The following is a 15811-nucleotide window of genomic DNA, read 5'->3' on the forward strand; positions in this document are numbered from 1 at the left end:
GGCTCTTGATGTAAAGTTTTTAACTAAAATCATAGCTTATTAACAGTTTGGTTACTTTTATACTGTGAAGGTTTTAAAACGCATTTTTAATTTTTATTTAGATGCCAGTATACATGTGGCTTTGTCTGTATATTGTTTGGTTTGGTTAACAGCCTATATGTTAAGTATTTCTGTTGATAGTAACCTTGCACTGTTTTTGTTTTTTGGAACTATTGCGAGCTACAATTTTGTGAAATACGGACTAGAAGCAGAGAAGTATATTTTGGTCGCAAATCGATATCACAAAAACATTCAGTTTTTTAGTTTTATAGCCCTTATTTTTTTAGGGTATTTTGCTTTTTGTTTGAACTATAAAACATGGGAAGCACTAGTTATCCTCACAATTATTACAGGCCTATATGCAATACCAGTTTTGCCTCATACCAAAAATTTAAGAAATTTAAGTGGTTTTAAAATTATTATTGTTGCGGTAGTTTGGGCCGGAGCAACTGTAGTCTTGCCATTATTGCAAAATGATGAAATGGCTAATTGGGATACAGATATTGAAACAATTCAACGATTTCTAATTGTTTTAGTTTTAATGCTGCCCTTTGAAATTAGAGATTTACGTTATGATCCACCAGAACTAAATACAATACCGCAACGTTTTGGTATAGGTAATACTAAGATAATAGGGGTTGTTTTGGTTATCGTAATTTTACTTCTAACCTTTTTAAAAGATACTCTTAAGGTGTCTGAAATAACAGTAAAAACGGTTATAAGTCTAACCTTAATTTTGGCACTTTTAAATTCAAATGAAAATAAAAGCAAATACTACGCTTCGTTTTGGGTTGAAGCTTTGCCTATACTATGGTTTGCTATAGCTTGGCTTGTATATAAAGTTTTTTAGATTTCTTTATTTAATTCGGTTTTCATCGCTTTTTTTTCAGTTTCCGATAAGCTATGTAAATTAGCTTTATCACAAATGGAAGTCAACTGCGCATTGTTTTTTGTGAATTTCGAACATGCTTTACAGGTAATTAAATGAAACTTTAATTTTAATATTTCTATAAAAGATGCCTCTTTGTACTGTGCTTTATTGCAAATTATTGCTGCTTTTTCGCAAGATGTCATAATTCAAACCAATTTTGATTTAGGCAACCCACAAGAGCAGTACGTGCCCTGTGTATCATTACCCACAAGTTAGACGGATTAATGTCAAGTTCATTACAAATATCTTCAGTGCTCATTCCTTGTATGGTTTTCATTTTAAAAACCAAAGACTGTTTATTAGGTAATTTGGAAATACAATCATGAATAGCAAGGCCTAATTCTTCATTTTCAATTACATCATTCTCAAAAGAACTAAATGGGTCTGCAACTTGTTCTTCTAGCCAATCTCCTTCAGAATCTGAGCTAGCACTATAATTCATGCGAACTTCTGCCTTACCTTTTTTTGAGTTAATCTTACGGTAGTGGTCAATTACTTTTCTTTTTAGAATAGCAATTAGCCAAGTGCGTTCACTAGCATCACCTTTATAATTTTTAGCAGATTTTAAGCCTGCAAAAAATGTGTCTTGAACAAGGTCTCGTGCAATTTCGGCATCACTTACCCTGCCAACAGCGTAGTTGAAAAGGTAATCTGCATATGCATCTACCCAAGTATTAGGATGTAGTTTATTTAAAGGCATTCGTTTTTCGTCGTTGCCAAAAATAAGGGAATTAGTTTTAATCAGCTTCATGCTATCGTTTTTGTATTCATATTTTAATGCTGGCATAATTTTTTATCTTTGATTAAATCTGTTTTTATGAAATCTCTTTTTACGTGTGCTTTTTTCTTTTTATTGATTTCGAGCTGTGCTCAAAGTAAAGAAAAACCTATCACAGAACTTTCACAGAATGATATTGATAACGGGATATTAGTAGATGTTCGAACTCCAGACGAGTATACTGCTGGTCATTTAGATAATGCATTGAATATTAATTGGTTTGATGAAGGTTTCAAGGATCAATTCAGTGCTATATCCAAAGATAAAACAGTATATGTATATTGTAAAATGGGTGGAAGGAGTGCAAAAGCAGCAAAATTGCTTGATTCGCTTGGTTATAAGAATGTCATAAACTTAACAGGAGGTTATGATGCTTACGAAGAAAATGAATAGCTATATTCATTTTAGACTTTTTGATGCACTTAATTCTAATTTTTTTTTGCGAAAAGATCAAAGATTTCTTTCAATTGCGGCTTTTTAAATGGTTTCACTATATAGTCCGAGATTTCACTATTAATTTTCGACTTATCAGTGTCTATAGGGTCTACCGATGATGAAACCATGTAAATGGTTATTTCTTTATTTACTTTTGATTTCAATTTTACATACTCTTCTAAAAATTGAAATCCATCCATAACTGGCATATTAATGTCTAAAAATATGATATCTGGTAACTCCTTATGGTTATTAAGGTTATCTAATATATAATTAATGCCTTCTAATCCATTTTTAAATGTATGAATAGTAATAGACGGGCAAATAGCTTTAATTTTTATAGATAACGTGAATTGGTAAATGTCGTCATCATCAATAATATAAATATTTCCATCATAATCCATCATAAAACTTAGTTTAAAGTAATAAAAAACGTGGTGCCAACATTTACCTCACTTTCAGCATAAATAGACCCTCCCATTGCTTCAATTTGTGCTTTTGTTAAAAACAAACCAATGCCAAGAGCATCTGGGTGTTTGTGAAATACCTTGTTTAAACCAAATAATTTGTGACCATGTCTTTCCAAATCAATTCCAAGGCCATTGTCTTTGATAGACAATACAATTTTTCCGTTTTTATTTGCTGAAGCAATGTGTATTTCGGGGGTACGGTCGGGAAATTTATATTTTATAGCATTGCTTATTAGGTTTAAAAAAATGCTTTCTAAATAAATTTCATTGTATAATATTGTGGGTTTTGCAGAAAAATCACTTTTAATTATTGCTTCTGTTTTTAAGATCTCGGCTACCAGAATTTCTTTTGTTTTAACTAATGTATCATCAAATGATAACTCTTGTTTAACCAGATTGTCGATGTTTTTAATTTTCAACGAATCTATTAATGTATTTAAAGTAAGGTTGAGATGGTCAATTACAATACCAAATTTGCTAAAGAGTACTGCTTTTAATTCTTCGTCCGTAGCATCATCATTATAAAGTTCGAGTAAGGTGCTTAAATTACTTACAGGGGCTCTTAGATTATGAGAGGTGATTTGATTGAAATCTGCCAATTGCCTATTTCTCGCCATTAATTCAGTGGTGATTTTTTCTAACCTTGTATTGGTTTCTAAAATTTTGTTCTCTGCCTTTTTTTGCTCAGTAATATCCCTACTAGTCCCTATTATTTCAACAATTTCACCACTATCGTTAATGATTACTTTTCCAATAGCTTCTATAGTCTTAATCGTACCATTATTATGTTTAATCCTATAAACTAAATTCTTAAATTCTTTAGAATTAAAAATATCATCAAAATGATCTAAAACATTTTGATAATCCTCTGGATGTATACAAGTTAGAAAAGTGTCAAAACTCATAGGAATACCAATTTCAAATCCGTAAATTCTGTAGGAGTTATCAGACCATTGAAAAACATCGATATTGGGTTTGTAAAGAAATGAACCTATTTTTGCCAAATTTTCAGCAGTTTTTAATTGCTGGTTCATTTGTTGCAATTCTTGTTCTTTTTGTAAGCGTTCTGTTATATCTTGGCTTGAACCAAGAATTTCAACAATTTCACCTTTATTGTTTGTAATTATTTTACCTACTGCTTCAATGGTTCTAATCGTTCCGTCTTTGTGTTTTGCACGATGGGTGTTGTCAAATTTTTTGGTATGTATAAGTTCTTTTTGAATTTTTGATACATATTCTTGGTCATCAGGGTGTACGCATGTAAGAAATGTATTAAAGTCTATAGGACTGCCAGCTTCTATATCATACAGTCTGTAAAGATTGTCAGACCATTTATAAGTATTGGTACTTGCATGCCAAGTCCAAGAACCCGACTTCGCCAATTGTTCAGCTTCGTTTAGCTGTTGGTTCTTCTGAAGCATCTCTAGTTCTGTTTTTTTAGACTCTGTAATATCTCTACCTGTACCTACAATTTCAACTACTTCTCCTTTTTTATTGGTAATTACTTTAGCTGTAGATATCACGTTTCTGGTTGCGCCATCTTTATGTTTTATCCGGTAGGTTAGGTCTTCGAATTTTTTGGAAGTCATTACTTCGTTTAGACTCTTTTTAAAATATTCTACATCATCTGGGTGTATACAAGAAAGATAGGTGTCCCAATTCATTGGAGTTCCAATTTCCAAACCGTGTAATCTATAAGAATTATTAGACCAGATTAACTCCTTAGATTTTGGTTTAAAGTTAAATGAACCGGTCATAGCCAATTGTTCGGCATCATTTAGTTGCTGGTTCTTTTGTAGTATTATTAGTTCATTTTTCTTAGCCTCTGTAATGTCTTGTGTAGTACCAATGAGGACTAAATTGCCATCTTCATCTTTAGCGGAATTACCTCTTATTTCTAAGGTTTTTGTGTCACCATTGTCTAAAATTATACGGTGAGTGAATTGTTTAGGAACAGCTCCATTAAGAATACCTTGAACATATTGCCTTACTTCAGCCATATCTTCTGGGTGAACCCTGGTTAAAGTTAATTCATGACTTATTTCTACCCCAGGTTCCCAACCATAAATTCTATACAGATTCTCAGACCATTTATAGATGTTTTTTTGTGGTTGCCATTCCCAGGAACCTAACATGGCTGTTTGTTCTGCAATATTAAGTTGCAGGTTTTTTAGTAAAATCTCATTTTCTTTTTTCCTAGATTCTGTAATGTCTTGGGTTGTACCAACTAGTTTTAAGTTGCCTTCTTTGTCTGTTATTGTATGCGCTCTAGCTTCTACAGTTTTAATGGTACCATCGTCTAGTACTATTCTTTGGGTAAACGACTCATGTGGTACTCCGTTCAAAATTTCACGTACAATATTTTTAATTGCTTCTACATCGTCTGGGTGTACTCTAGAAGTTCCTAATTCTAAGCTCATTTCTATTCCAGGTTCAAAACCATAGATACGGTATAAATTGTCTGACCAAATAAAGTCTTCAGTACTCGGATTGTATTCCCAAGAACCTAGCGATGCCATTTGTTCAGCACGATTAAGTTGTTGATTTTTATCTTTTAATTCTTTTTGAACTTTAATACTATCTGTAATGTCTTGGCATGAACCTAGCATTTTTACCACTTCCCCTTTTTTATTGGTAACTATTTTTGCCGCAGTTTTGAGCGTTTTAAGGGAACCATCTTGCAATTGAATACGATAAATGGCTTTATAAGGTTGTTTAAAATTAATGGAAGATTGAAATTTAGCAATAGTTAATTCTTTATCATCCACATGAATAAAATCTGTAAAATTTTTATAAGATATTTCACTATCTATTTTAAGTCCAAAAATTTCGTATTGATTATCGGACCAAATTAACTCACCGGTAATTAGGTCATAACTCCACGAGCCAGATTTCGCTAATTTTTCAGCAAAATTTAATTCTTTATTTTTTTGTGTTAATGCTATCTCTTTCTGTATACTTTCTGTAATATCTTGGCAGGTGCCAAACATTTGTATAACATCACCATTTTTATTGGTAATAACTTTTCCAACCGTTTTAATATTTTTAATTGTTCCATCTTTAAGCCGTATTCTATATGTTGAAGAACGAAATTTGCCATCTTCCATTCCGGCCATAAGTTTTGCAACTACGTCGCTTTTATCTTCTTCATGAATATAATTCACATAAGTATCAAAGGTAACAGGGTCACTTTTGTCATGCCCATATATGTTATACAGATTGTCTGACCACAATACCTTTTTCGTAATAGGATTAAATTGCCAATTCCCAATCATGGTCATTTTCTCAGCAATACGCAATTGCTGATTTTTTTTAGACAACTCGTGCTCTATTGATTCACTTTCGGTTATATCTAAACATGTGCCTAACAATTCAATGTGATTATTAGTTTTATTTTTATAAACTTTACCTATTACCTGTATTATTTTAATTGCCCCATTGTCTAATACAATTCTATGGGTAAAATCATAAAATTTTAATTCCTTTATAGATTGATTAATTCTTTCGTAAACCAATTCTTGGTCTTCTGGGTGAATGCGGTTGAAATAAGTTTCAAAAGATAGCTGCTCCTCTTTCGATACCTCAAATATTTGATAGTGATTATCTGACCAAGAAACAAAATTGGTTTCAGGTATGTATTTCCAGTAACCAATGGTGGTAAGTTTTTCGGAAAAATCAAGGAATCTATTTTTGTCTTTTAGTTCTTTTTCAACACTTAGGTTGTTTGAAATATCACGAATAGTTCCAATTAATTCTGTTATTTCATTATCCAATTTAGATAGCGGCTCGGCGAAAATCTCCAAAGTTTTAATACTTCCATTTTTGGTGATAATACGATGCGAAAATGTTTGTCCTTGTTTAGTCTTAATTACCTTTTGTATTTCTTTAGTAACAAAATCTATGTCATCGGGATGAAAACGTTTAGTAAGCAATTTAAAACTCATTGGAGTGCCAATCTCAAAGTCTAAAATTTTATATAAATTATCAGTCCATTTAAACTCATTTTTATCGAGGTTCAATTTCCAAGAGCCAGACATGTTAATTTTTTCGGTAAGATTTAGTTGCTTGTGTGTTTGATAATATTTTAGCTCGGCCTGCTGTTTATTTGTAATGTCTTGACAGGTGCCAAGCATTTCTATAACTTCTCCTTTTTTATTGGTTATAACTTGCCCCGATACTAATACTACTTTGATTGTGCCGTTTTCTAAAACGATACGATGAGAATATACTGGAAGAATTTTGTCAACAAAAGCCTTTTCGATTTTATCAGAAACAAAATCGAAATCATCTGGGTGAATATGGCTCAAGTAAGTGTCATATGATGGTTTTTCACCTTTCTTTCTTCCAAAAATTTGATATTGATAATCAGACCATACTTCTTTGTTTGTTACAGTGTCCCAACGCCAATAGCCAATTTCATTCATTTGACCTGAAAGAACTAATTGTTGATTTTGTTTTGCTAATTCAATTTCGGCCTCTTTCTGTTTAGAAATATCCATTACAGATCCATGAATATAGATACAGCGACCATCTTCAAATACGGGTTGTCCTATTGTTGAAGTATAGCGTTTATTTCCATTATTAGTTACAATAGCATGTTCAATTTTAAATGATTTTCCAAGTTCTATTGCATCAATATGTGCTTTTTCTATTTGTTCTTGAAGGCCTGCTTCATGTATGAATTCGAAAACATTATCTAAGTTTGGTTCAAAATGTTCAGAAACCTCATAAATCGATTTTAAAACGTCATTCCAATAAATTTTTTTGGTTTCAACTTCAAATTGAAAGATGCCAATGTTAGCTGCTTTATTTACGTTTTCGAGTAGCTCTAATGTTTGAGAAATATCAAATCCTATTTTGGCCATACTTACTTTCAAATATTTTTAAATTTACTTTTGGAGTGCTAAAATGATACTGTGCATTGGGAGAAAATCGTACAAAATTGTACGTATTATGCTACAATATAAGCATTTAATGAAAGAAATGGAACAAAACAAATCCGTTTTGCTCCATTTATATGGTTGTTGTAATAAACTGCAGTTTTTTATTAGGAACTTCTACTTTTCATATTTTAATGTTGAAAAAAGTGTAATTACCAGTAAAATTTTCAATACTATTTTAGAAATTCAATTTCCTTAAATTTTGAAAATACAACTCTGAAAAATTACACTACTTTTTTTAGATTCAACAAGACAAATTATCACCATGTGATTTAGTTTGTATGTAAGTATACTAGTACGTTTTAAATTAAACCGGCTCTTTCTAATAAAGCTTCAACTTTAGGTTCTGCCCCTCTAAAACGTTTGTACAATACCATTGGGTTTTCTGTGCCACCTTTTGAGAGTACATTGTCTTTAAATTTAGTAGCTACCTCTTTATTGAAAATACCTTTTTCTTTAAAGTAAGCAAAGGCATCTGCATCCAATACCTCGGCCCATTTATAACTGTAGTACCCAGAAGAATATCCGCCTTGAAAAATATGCGCAAATGCTGTACTCATACAGGTTTCAGGTGTTTCGGGAAATAATTTTGTGCCCGCAAAAGCTTCTGTTTCATAGCTTTTAACATTGGTGATGTTTGTTGGGTCTGTTCCATGCCATGCCATATCTAATAGCCCGAAACTAATTTGGCGCAGGGTTGCCATGCCTTCTTGAAAAGTTGCCGATTCTTTAATTTTTTCAACTAAATCCATCGGTATTACTTCACCAGTTTCATAGTGTGTAGCAAAAAGTTCTAGCGCATCTTTTTCATAACACCAGTTTTCCATTACCTGACTTGGTAGTTCAACAAAATCCCAATAAACAGAAGTGCCAGAAAGGCTAGGGTAGGTAGTGTTTGCTAGCATGCCATGAAGGCCATGACCAAATTCATGAAACAATGTCGTTACCTCGTTAAAAGTTAAGAGCGACGGTTTGGTTTCTGTGGAAGGGGTAAAGTTGCACACATTAGAAATATGTGGTCTACTGTTTTCTCCATCTTTTATCCATTGTGATTTGAAAGAAGTCATCCATGCACCACCACGTTTACCCTTACGTGGGTGAAAATCTGCATAAAACAGAGAGACAAAATTTTTGTCTGCATCGTAAACTTTGTACGTTTTTACTTCTTCGTGGTATTTATCTACATCAAAAACTTCCTCGAATTGAAGGTCAAATAACTTTTCGGCTACCGTAAATACTCCAGAGATTACGTTTTCAAGTTTGAAATACGGTTTTAATTGTTCGTCGTCAAGATTAAATAATTTCTGTTTTAGTTTCTCAGAATAATAACTACCATCCCATTTTTGAAGTTTATCAATAGCATCTAGTTCTTTAGCAAAATCTTCAAGTTGCTCGTATTCTTTTACGGCAGCAGGTTTTGCTTTTTCAAGTAACTCATTTAAAAATGAATGAACTTTCTCAGGTGTTTCTGCCATCCGCTCTTCTAAAACAAAATGCGCATGCGTTTTGTACCCTAATAAATTGGCTCTTTCAAAACGTAACTTTGCTAGGCGTAACACCGTTTCTTGATTATCTAATTCGTCCCCTTTAAATGCTTTGCTGCCAAAAGCTAAAGAAAGTTCTTTTCGTAATTTTCTATTTTTAGCATATTTCATAAAAGGAATATAACTAGGGTAATCTAAGGTAATCAGCCAACCTTCTTTCTCTTTAGATTTAGCTAGTTGCGCAGCTGCTTCTTTGGCACTTTCAGGTAACCCTTCAACATCTTTTTCAGCGGTTAGATGCATTTCATACTTGTTGGTTTCAGCAAGTATATTTTCACCAAATTTTAACTTAAGCTTGGAAAGTTCAGCATCTATTTCTCGCAATCGTTTCTTCTTGTCATCAGATAGGTTTGCGCCATTTCTACTAAAACTTTTGTATTTCTTATCTAACAACGTGTCTTGTTCTACAGTTAAATCTAAAGCGTCCTTTTGCTCATAAACACTTTTTATTCTTGTAAACAAGGCCTCATTTAGAGTAATATCATTACTAAAATCAGAGAGTAGTGGTGATACTTCTTGTGCTATTTTTTGAATTTCTTCATTAGTCTCAGCGGAGTTGAGATTAAAGAAAACACTAGATATTCTGTCTAATTTTTGCCCGGAAAATTCTAATGCGACAATAGTATTATTAAAAGTCGGTGCTTCTTTATTTGATGTAATTGCGTCTATTTCAGCTCTTGCATCTTCCATTGCTTGTAAAAAAGCAGGCTTAAAATGTTCGTTCTTTATTTTAGAAAATGGAGCGGTATCGAATGAGGATAAAAGTGGATTCATTTGTAATGTTGATTTGTAGATAGATTTATTTGCTTATTCGAACGCATTAATAAATAAACAAATTATCGAATAATTATTTTTTATTTACAGATTTAGCACCTTCAATAACTTTCTGTTTTAATCCTTCTTTGTAAAGTATTATTTTGTCGAGTACGCATTTATCGCCGCTACCAATAATTTGAGCGGCAAGAATTCCAGCATTTTTTGCGCCATTAAGGGCTACAGTAGCAACAGGAACACCACCTGGCATTTGTAGAATAGATAATACTGAATCCCAACCGTCAATAGAATTGCTGCTTTTTACAGGAACACCAATTACTGGTAATGGAGACAATGAGGCAACCATGCCAGGTAAATGGGCGGCTCCGCCAGCACCAGCGATTATCACTGAATAACCGTTGGTATGTGCATTTTTACTAAAATCGAAAAGTTTCTCAGGTGTACGATGTGCTGAAACGATATCAACATCAACTTCAATATCAAAACCTTTTAAAATATCAATGGCATCTTGCATTACGGGTAGGTCGCTTGTGCTTCCCATTACTACGGCTACTTTACTCATATTATTTACTAATTACTTTAATAAGTTCTTTAACTTCTTGTGCAACAGCACGTGCTTTTTCAATATCTTCATTAACAATGGTAACATGGCCCATTTTACGAAAAGGTCTTGTTTGTTTTTTACCATAAATATGTGGTGTAACACCATCCATTTTTAGAATAGCATCAATGTTTTCATAAACTACATCGCCAGTATAGCCTTCGGCACCTACAAGATTTACCATAATTCCGGCTACTTTACTAGCGGTGTTACCTAAGGGTAAATCTAAAATAGCTCTTATATGTTGCTCAAATTGATTGGTGTAACTAGCTTCGATGCTATAATGACCACTGTTGTGGGGTCTTGGAGCTACTTCATTAATCAATATTTTATCGTCCTGAGTTTGAAACATTTCAACTGCCAACAAACCCACATGCTTAATCTTATAAGCAACTTTTAAGGCAATTTCTTGCGCTTTTTTCGCAACCTCATCAGAAATACGAGCCGGACAAATTACATATTCTACTTGATTGGCTTCTGGGTGAAATTCCATTTCCACAACAGGATATGTTTTTACTTCACCACTTGCACTTCTCGAAACGATTACTGCTAGTTCATTTTTAAAGTTTATCATTTCTTCAGCAATACACTCGCCTGAAGGTAAATTTTCTAAATCCTCAATTTTACGAATTACTTTTACGCCCTGTCCATCATATCCAAATTGAGCAACTTTCCATATAAAAGGTAGCTTTTGAGCACCGTTACTAATGCTGTCTTCTATTTCACTTCGGTAAGCAAATCGTTGAAAATCGGCAGTGGGTATTTCATTATCTACGTAAAACAATTTCTGTTTTGCCTTGTTTTGTATTATTCGCAAAGCTTTCGTTGGTGGATATATTTTCTTGCCTTCCGATTCTAATTTTTCTAAAGCATCGAGATTTACATTTTCTATTTCAATAGTAAGTACATCTACATCTTGTCCAAAATTGTATACATCATCAAAGTTTAAAAGGCTTCCTTTTACAAATTGATTGCAAGAAATTTTACAGGGTGCCTCATCAGAAGCCTCCATAACCTTAGTGCGAATGTCCCATTTTCTGGTTTCATACAACATCATTTTACCGAGCTGTCCGCCCCCTAAAATTCCCAATGTAAAATCTGAAGAAAAGTATTCCATTACTATATGCTTTGCTTTGTTTGAAGGCTATAACACAAAAATACACCGAATTCGCAAAACCATAGGTATCTTATTAAAAAAGCAACTTAAAACACAATTTTATTTAGGCTAGAAGGTGAAAAGTTTAAATCACTTCAGTATATTAGCCATCCTATAAAAAATGCTGTGATAAAGCTCCACGATCAATATTTTAAACCTTATTTAAGCGAAGCTCAAATCTTGTCTGCCGTTCAAGAACTTGCGAATAAAATTGCGCTAGATTATAAGAATGAGACTCCAATTTTTGTTGGGGTGCTTAATGGTGCTTTTATGTTCGTGTCCGATTTTTTAAAGGCTTATCAACATCCATGTGAAGTTTCTTTTGTTAAGATGAGCTCATATGGAGGCCTAACTTCTACAGGTATTGTTGAAACTTTATTAGACGTTTCTGAAGATATAGAAGGTAGAAGTGTAATAATTCTTGAGGATATAATAGATACAGGACGCACACTTAAAGAGTTAATTCACATGTTTTCTGATATTAATGTGAAAGAATTTAAAATTGCTAGCCTTTTTTATAAATCAGAGATTTACAACGGAGAGTATACAATTGATTATGTTGGTATTGAAATACCTGATAAATTTATTGTAGGCTACGGACTTGATTATAACGAGTTGGGCCGCAACTTAAAAGAAGTGTACCAGCTAAACCAAAAACATATGATTAATTTAGTGCTATTCGGTAAACCAGGTGCAGGTAAAGGCACACAAGCCGAATTTTTGAAGGAAAAGTATAATTTGAAACATATTTCTACAGGAGATTTGTTTCGTTATAACATGAAGAATGATACCGATTTGGGAAAGTTGGCCAAATCATATATTGATAAAGGTGATTTAGTGCCAGATGAGGTGACTATTAAAATGCTTGAGGATGCTGTTGATAGTAATCCGGATGCTAGTGGATTTATTTTTGATGGCTTTCCTAGAACAACAGGCCAAGCAGAGGCATTAGATAAGTTTTTGGTGACCAAAGACATGAAAATAGATGCTACAATAGCACTAGAGGCTAATGATGAAATCTTAATTCAACGTCTTTTAGAACGCGGTAAAGTAAGTGGCCGTAGTGATGATCAAGATGAAAGTAAGATTCGCAATCGTTTTGATGAATACAATCAGAAAACTGCTCCATTAAAAGATTTTTATGAAGCTCAAGGTAAATTTCACAGTGTAAATGGTATTGGCGCCATTGATGAAATTACCATGCGTTTAGGTAAAGTAATTGAAGAACTTTAGAAAATAATAGTTGGTTTTAGTAGCTAGACATTTAATTCTAGCTACTAAAATCTAAGTAATTCTGCCGCTTGTAGTTAAAGGCGATATCCCAAAGAAATTCCTAAACGTGGAACAAATTCGAATGAATCAACTTCATTAGATGTTATAATGTTTCTTCCCACTCCACCATAAAACTCGAACATAAAACCTCCGGGGCTAGTGAATTTACTGCCAATTGCGATTCCGAAAGCTAAATTAGTACTGGTTTCATCTGTACTAGTTGTAGTGCTTGTATCATTTTCATAGTCATAATTATAGTCGAAAATTGTATCTTCTTGTTTATTAAACATTGCGAAAGTTTCTAGGAAGAAACGCTCGGCGTATTTACCTGAGAAAAAGCGACGGTAATATGGAGTAAATGCAAATTGTTCAACATAATATGGACTACTGTTATAATAATTTTCATTAGCATCTTCAAGATTTACAAGAATTGATGCTCCCACAGAAGAATCCTCATTTATTAGGTATTCGAAAGACGCCTCTGGAGCTTTAAATACCAATAAATTAAAGGCATTGCCCTTTATTTCGAATTTATCTTCTTTAGTGTTGCTGTCTTGCCCATAAAAATTAAATGTTAGTAATAGAGCAATAACAAGGGTTATGTGTTTCATAGTTTTTTTAGATGAAATTAGTAAAAAACAAAGACCTAAAACTATGCCAAAATCAATATTGTTTAATTTAAATGGCTTTAAACTTTTGATAAGTGATATAATATTAATTAAGCTAGATATCTATTAAGCTAGTATTACATAGTGCCAATGCTTATAAAAGGAATTAAAATAAGTATTTTTGCAAAGTGCTTTAAACAAGATTTTAATGCATTTAGATATTTAGAAAATGACGGAGGGCAATTTTGTTGATTACGTTAAAATTCGTGCCGAATCTGGTAACGGGGGTAAAGGCTCTGTGCATTTACATCGCGAAAAATATATTACCAAAGGAGGTCCTGATGGTGGAGATGGCGGAAGAGGTGGTCATGTGATTATTCGTGGAAACCCCAATCTATGGACTTTGGTTGGCTTTAAATTCAAAAGGCATTTTAAAGCTGGTCATGGCGGTCATGGTTCTAAACAGCGTAGTTCTGGTGAAGATGGTGAAGATGTTTATATGGACGTTCCTTTAGGTACTGTTTTTAAAGACAGTGAAACGCAAGAAGTCCTTTTTGAGATTACGGAACCAAACGAAGAGCGGATATTGATAGAAGGTGGATTAGGAGGCCGTGGAAACTGGCATTTTAAAACTTCAACCAATCAAACACCACGTTATGCGCAACCAGGTGTTCCTGGGCAAGAAACTGAAGTTATCTTAGAACTTAAGGTTTTGGCAGATGTGGGTTTAGTTGGTTTTCCGAATGCTGGTAAATCTACTTTACTTTCAGTTATTACTTCTGCAAAACCTAAGATTGCGGACTATGAGTTTACTACTTTGAAACCAAATTTAGGGATTGTTGAACATCGCGATTTTCAAAGTTTTGTAATGGCTGATATTCCAGGAATTATAGAAGGTGCTGCCGAAGGTAAAGGCCTTGGACACTATTTTCTACGACATATAGAACGCAATGCCACCCTATTATTTATGGTGCCCGCCGATAGCGATGATATTGGGAAGGAATACAATATTTTATTGAACGAATTAAAGCGGTACAACGCTGAATTATTGGATAAAGAACGTCTGATAGTCATCTCTAAAAGTGATATGCTAGATGATGAATTAAAGCAAGAAATGAGGGTTGAACTAGACAAAGATTTAAAAGGTGTGCCTTATATGTTTATATCGTCGGTAGCACAGCAAGGTATTACAGAATTGAAAGATAGACTTTGGGCTATGTTGAACAATTCATCGAAATAAAGGTGTATTTACCTGTTCAGGTGCCTTTTTTCATTATTTTTACTAACTAACATAATTCAGTTTTTCCCCATATTTAAAGGGGAAAAGTGGCTAATTAGATATAAATGCGACCTTTATTTATTCTTTTATTTTCAGTTTTATTCACTTCTTGTGGGGCTGTTAAAGTGAATTATGATTACGATATGAGTACCGATTTTTCAAATTTTAACACCTATAAGTTTTATTCAAAATTGAATACAGGTTTAAGTGAAATTGACGAAAAACGATTGTTAAATATTATGGACATTACCTTACAAATAAAAGGTATGGTGTATTCAGAAGAGCCCGATTTTTTAATCAAAATTGAGAATAGGGAAGCACAGATTGGTAATTCGGGCCAAATATCGACTGAAACATTAACTTCGGATCAAAACCCAATTCGATTTGAATTTTTGGATATCAGAAAAAATCACATTTTTTGGACAGCAGCTTCTCAAACTACATTTAAAGAAAATGCATCTCCAGCAATTAAGGAGCATCAATTAGCCGAATTAGTTGATAAAATGCTTTCCAAATACCCTCCAAAGTCACATAAAAAATAACTTAACTACTTCAGTTGTTTTTCTTGATTTAATGTAGTAAATCTTTATACTGGTCTTTGTATCCGTATAGCATCACAATGTTTAAAATTAATAATACAACAGCACCGGGAATATCACCAGGAGAGAGTGTAGCATGAAAAAGAACCGCATTTATAGAAATACTCATAAGAATAATCATGAGAAGTGCACCAAATTTATTAAAGATTAATGATAGACCGGCGACTACTTCTACAAAGCCTACTAAATCCATTGTTTTAGAACTCATTAATGCATTCATGTAATTTAATACTGAATCTGGTAAAACCATTTCTGGTTGTGGCATAAAATGAAAAAATTTCTCGGCACCAAAAATGACTAATAAGATTCCGAAAATAATTCTTAAAACCATGAAGACTTTAGAATTCATAATAATATGTGTTTAGTTGATTGTATGCTACAATGT

General features: G+C 33.1%; 14 protein-coding genes. 5 read left to right on the plus strand and 9 right to left on the minus strand.

The window, feature by feature from the left end; all coding sequences use genetic code 11:
* Window positions 1-64 precede the first annotated feature (64 nt).
* Window positions 65-889 (plus strand): UbiA prenyltransferase family protein, encoded by an 825-nt coding sequence (locus UH7x_RS11815; protein WP_482360138.1) that lies wholly within the window; start codon window positions 65-67, stop codon window positions 887-889.
* On the opposite strand, the gene UH7x_RS11820 is transcribed toward UH7x_RS11815, so the two are convergent.
* Both UH7x_RS11820 and UH7x_RS11825 read right to left on the minus strand, forming a co-directional pair.
* Window positions 886-1113 (minus strand): hypothetical protein, encoded by a 228-nt coding sequence (locus UH7x_RS11820; RefSeq protein WP_482360139.1) that lies wholly within the window; start codon window positions 1111-1113, stop codon window positions 886-888. The two genes, UH7x_RS11815 and UH7x_RS11820, sit on opposite strands and share 4 nt — an antisense overlap.
* The gene (locus tag UH7x_RS11825; RefSeq protein WP_482363603.1) at window positions 1110-1670 is read right to left on the minus strand and encodes a sigma-70 family RNA polymerase sigma factor; all 561 of its coding nucleotides are present in this window, start codon (window positions 1668-1670) and stop codon (window positions 1110-1112) included. Before UH7x_RS11825 ends, UH7x_RS11820 begins: the two co-directional genes overlap by 4 nt.
* A gap of 117 nt (window positions 1671-1787) precedes the next feature.
* Between UH7x_RS11825 and UH7x_RS11830 the strand changes: the two genes are divergently transcribed.
* Window positions 1788-2141, plus strand: coding sequence for a rhodanese-like domain-containing protein (locus UH7x_RS11830; RefSeq protein ID WP_482360140.1), 354 nt, complete (start codon window positions 1788-1790; stop codon window positions 2139-2141).
* Between the two features lie 35 nt (window positions 2142-2176).
* On the opposite strand, the gene UH7x_RS11835 is transcribed toward UH7x_RS11830, so the two are convergent.
* From UH7x_RS11835 to UH7x_RS11855, 5 genes are all read right to left on the minus strand, one after another.
* A complete protein-coding gene (locus UH7x_RS11835) occupies window positions 2177-2590 on the minus strand; it encodes a response regulator (protein ID WP_482360141.1) in 414 nt (137 codons plus the stop codon).
* 5 nt (window positions 2591-2595) lie between these two features.
* Complete coding sequence (locus tag UH7x_RS11840; RefSeq protein ID WP_482360142.1) at window positions 2596-7518, minus strand: PAS domain-containing sensor histidine kinase; 4923 nt, start codon at window positions 7516-7518, stop codon at window positions 2596-2598.
* A 377-nt stretch (window positions 7519-7895) separates the two neighbouring features.
* Window positions 7896-9911 carry a M3 family metallopeptidase gene (locus UH7x_RS11845; RefSeq protein WP_482360143.1) on the minus strand — a complete coding sequence of 672 codons (2016 nt, stop codon included), beginning with the start codon at window positions 9909-9911 and terminating at the stop codon, window positions 7896-7898.
* Between the two features lie 73 nt (window positions 9912-9984).
* Window positions 9985-10473: a 5-(carboxyamino)imidazole ribonucleotide mutase gene (purE, locus tag UH7x_RS11850; RefSeq protein WP_482360144.1), complete on the minus strand. Its 489-nt coding sequence runs from the start codon at window positions 10471-10473 to the stop codon at window positions 9985-9987.
* A gap of 1 nt (window position 10474) precedes the next feature.
* Window positions 10475-11629 carry a 5-(carboxyamino)imidazole ribonucleotide synthase gene (locus UH7x_RS11855; RefSeq protein WP_482360145.1) on the minus strand — a complete coding sequence of 385 codons (1155 nt, stop codon included), beginning with the start codon at window positions 11627-11629 and terminating at the stop codon, window positions 10475-10477.
* A 165-nt stretch (window positions 11630-11794) separates the two neighbouring features.
* On the opposite strand from UH7x_RS11855, the gene UH7x_RS11860 reads away from it, so the two are divergent.
* Window positions 11795-12901, plus strand: coding sequence for an adenylate kinase (locus UH7x_RS11860; protein WP_482360146.1), 1107 nt, complete (start codon window positions 11795-11797; stop codon window positions 12899-12901).
* A 74-nt stretch (window positions 12902-12975) separates the two neighbouring features.
* On the opposite strand, the gene UH7x_RS11865 is transcribed toward UH7x_RS11860, so the two are convergent.
* Entirely contained in the window at window positions 12976-13551 is a 576-nt protein-coding gene (locus UH7x_RS11865) for a hypothetical protein (protein ID WP_482360147.1), read from the minus strand.
* A 226-nt stretch (window positions 13552-13777) separates the two neighbouring features.
* Here UH7x_RS11865 and obgE point away from each other — a divergent pair, with 226 nt between their 5' ends.
* Both obgE and UH7x_RS11875 read left to right on the plus strand, forming a co-directional pair.
* Complete coding sequence (gene obgE, locus UH7x_RS11870) at window positions 13778-14788, plus strand: GTPase ObgE (RefSeq protein ID WP_482360148.1); 1011 nt, start codon at window positions 13778-13780, stop codon at window positions 14786-14788.
* Window positions 14789-14892: 104 nt separating this feature from the next.
* A complete protein-coding gene (locus UH7x_RS11875) occupies window positions 14893-15369 on the plus strand; it encodes a DUF4136 domain-containing protein (RefSeq protein ID WP_482360149.1) in 477 nt (158 codons plus the stop codon).
* A 28-nt stretch (window positions 15370-15397) separates the two neighbouring features.
* Here the strand turns inward: UH7x_RS11875 and UH7x_RS11880 are convergent, their stop codons facing one another.
* Complete coding sequence (locus UH7x_RS11880; protein ID WP_482360150.1) at window positions 15398-15775, minus strand: DoxX family membrane protein; 378 nt, start codon at window positions 15773-15775, stop codon at window positions 15398-15400.
* Window positions 15776-15811 lie beyond the last annotated feature (36 nt).

Source organism: Aurantibacter sp. UH7, from assembly GCF_056839165.1.

Bases quoted from the DNA above. Each gene is read 5' to 3' on its own strand.
- UH7x_RS11820 (WP_482360139.1), bottom strand. From the start codon at position 1,113: ATGACATCTTGCGAAAAAGCAGCAATAATTTGCAATAAAGCACAGTAC.
- UH7x_RS11825 (WP_482363603.1), bottom strand. From the start codon at position 1,670: ATGCCTTTAAATAAACTACATCCTAATACTTGGGTAGATGCATATGCA.
- UH7x_RS11830 (WP_482360140.1), top strand. From the start codon at position 1,788: ATGAAATCTCTTTTTACGTGTGCTTTTTTCTTTTTATTGATTTCGAGC.
- UH7x_RS11835 (WP_482360141.1), bottom strand. From the start codon at position 2,590: ATGATGGATTATGATGGAAATATTTATATTATTGATGATGACGACATT.
- UH7x_RS11840 (WP_482360142.1), bottom strand. From the start codon at position 7,518: ATGGCCAAAATAGGATTTGATATTTCTCAAACATTAGAGCTACTCGAA.
- UH7x_RS11845 (WP_482360143.1), bottom strand. From the start codon at position 9,911: ATGAATCCACTTTTATCCTCATTCGATACCGCTCCATTTTCTAAAATA.
- purE (WP_482360144.1), bottom strand. From the start codon at position 10,473: ATGAGTAAAGTAGCCGTAGTAATGGGAAGCACAAGCGACCTACCCGTA.
- UH7x_RS11855 (WP_482360145.1), bottom strand. From the start codon at position 11,629: ATGGAATACTTTTCTTCAGATTTTACATTGGGAATTTTAGGGGGCGGA.
- UH7x_RS11865 (WP_482360147.1), bottom strand. From the start codon at position 13,551: ATGAAACACATAACCCTTGTTATTGCTCTATTACTAACATTTAATTTT.
- obgE (WP_482360148.1), top strand. From the start codon at position 13,778: ATGACGGAGGGCAATTTTGTTGATTACGTTAAAATTCGTGCCGAATCT.
- UH7x_RS11875 (WP_482360149.1), top strand. From the start codon at position 14,893: ATGCGACCTTTATTTATTCTTTTATTTTCAGTTTTATTCACTTCTTGT.
- UH7x_RS11880 (WP_482360150.1), bottom strand. From the start codon at position 15,775: ATGAATTCTAAAGTCTTCATGGTTTTAAGAATTATTTTCGGAATCTTA.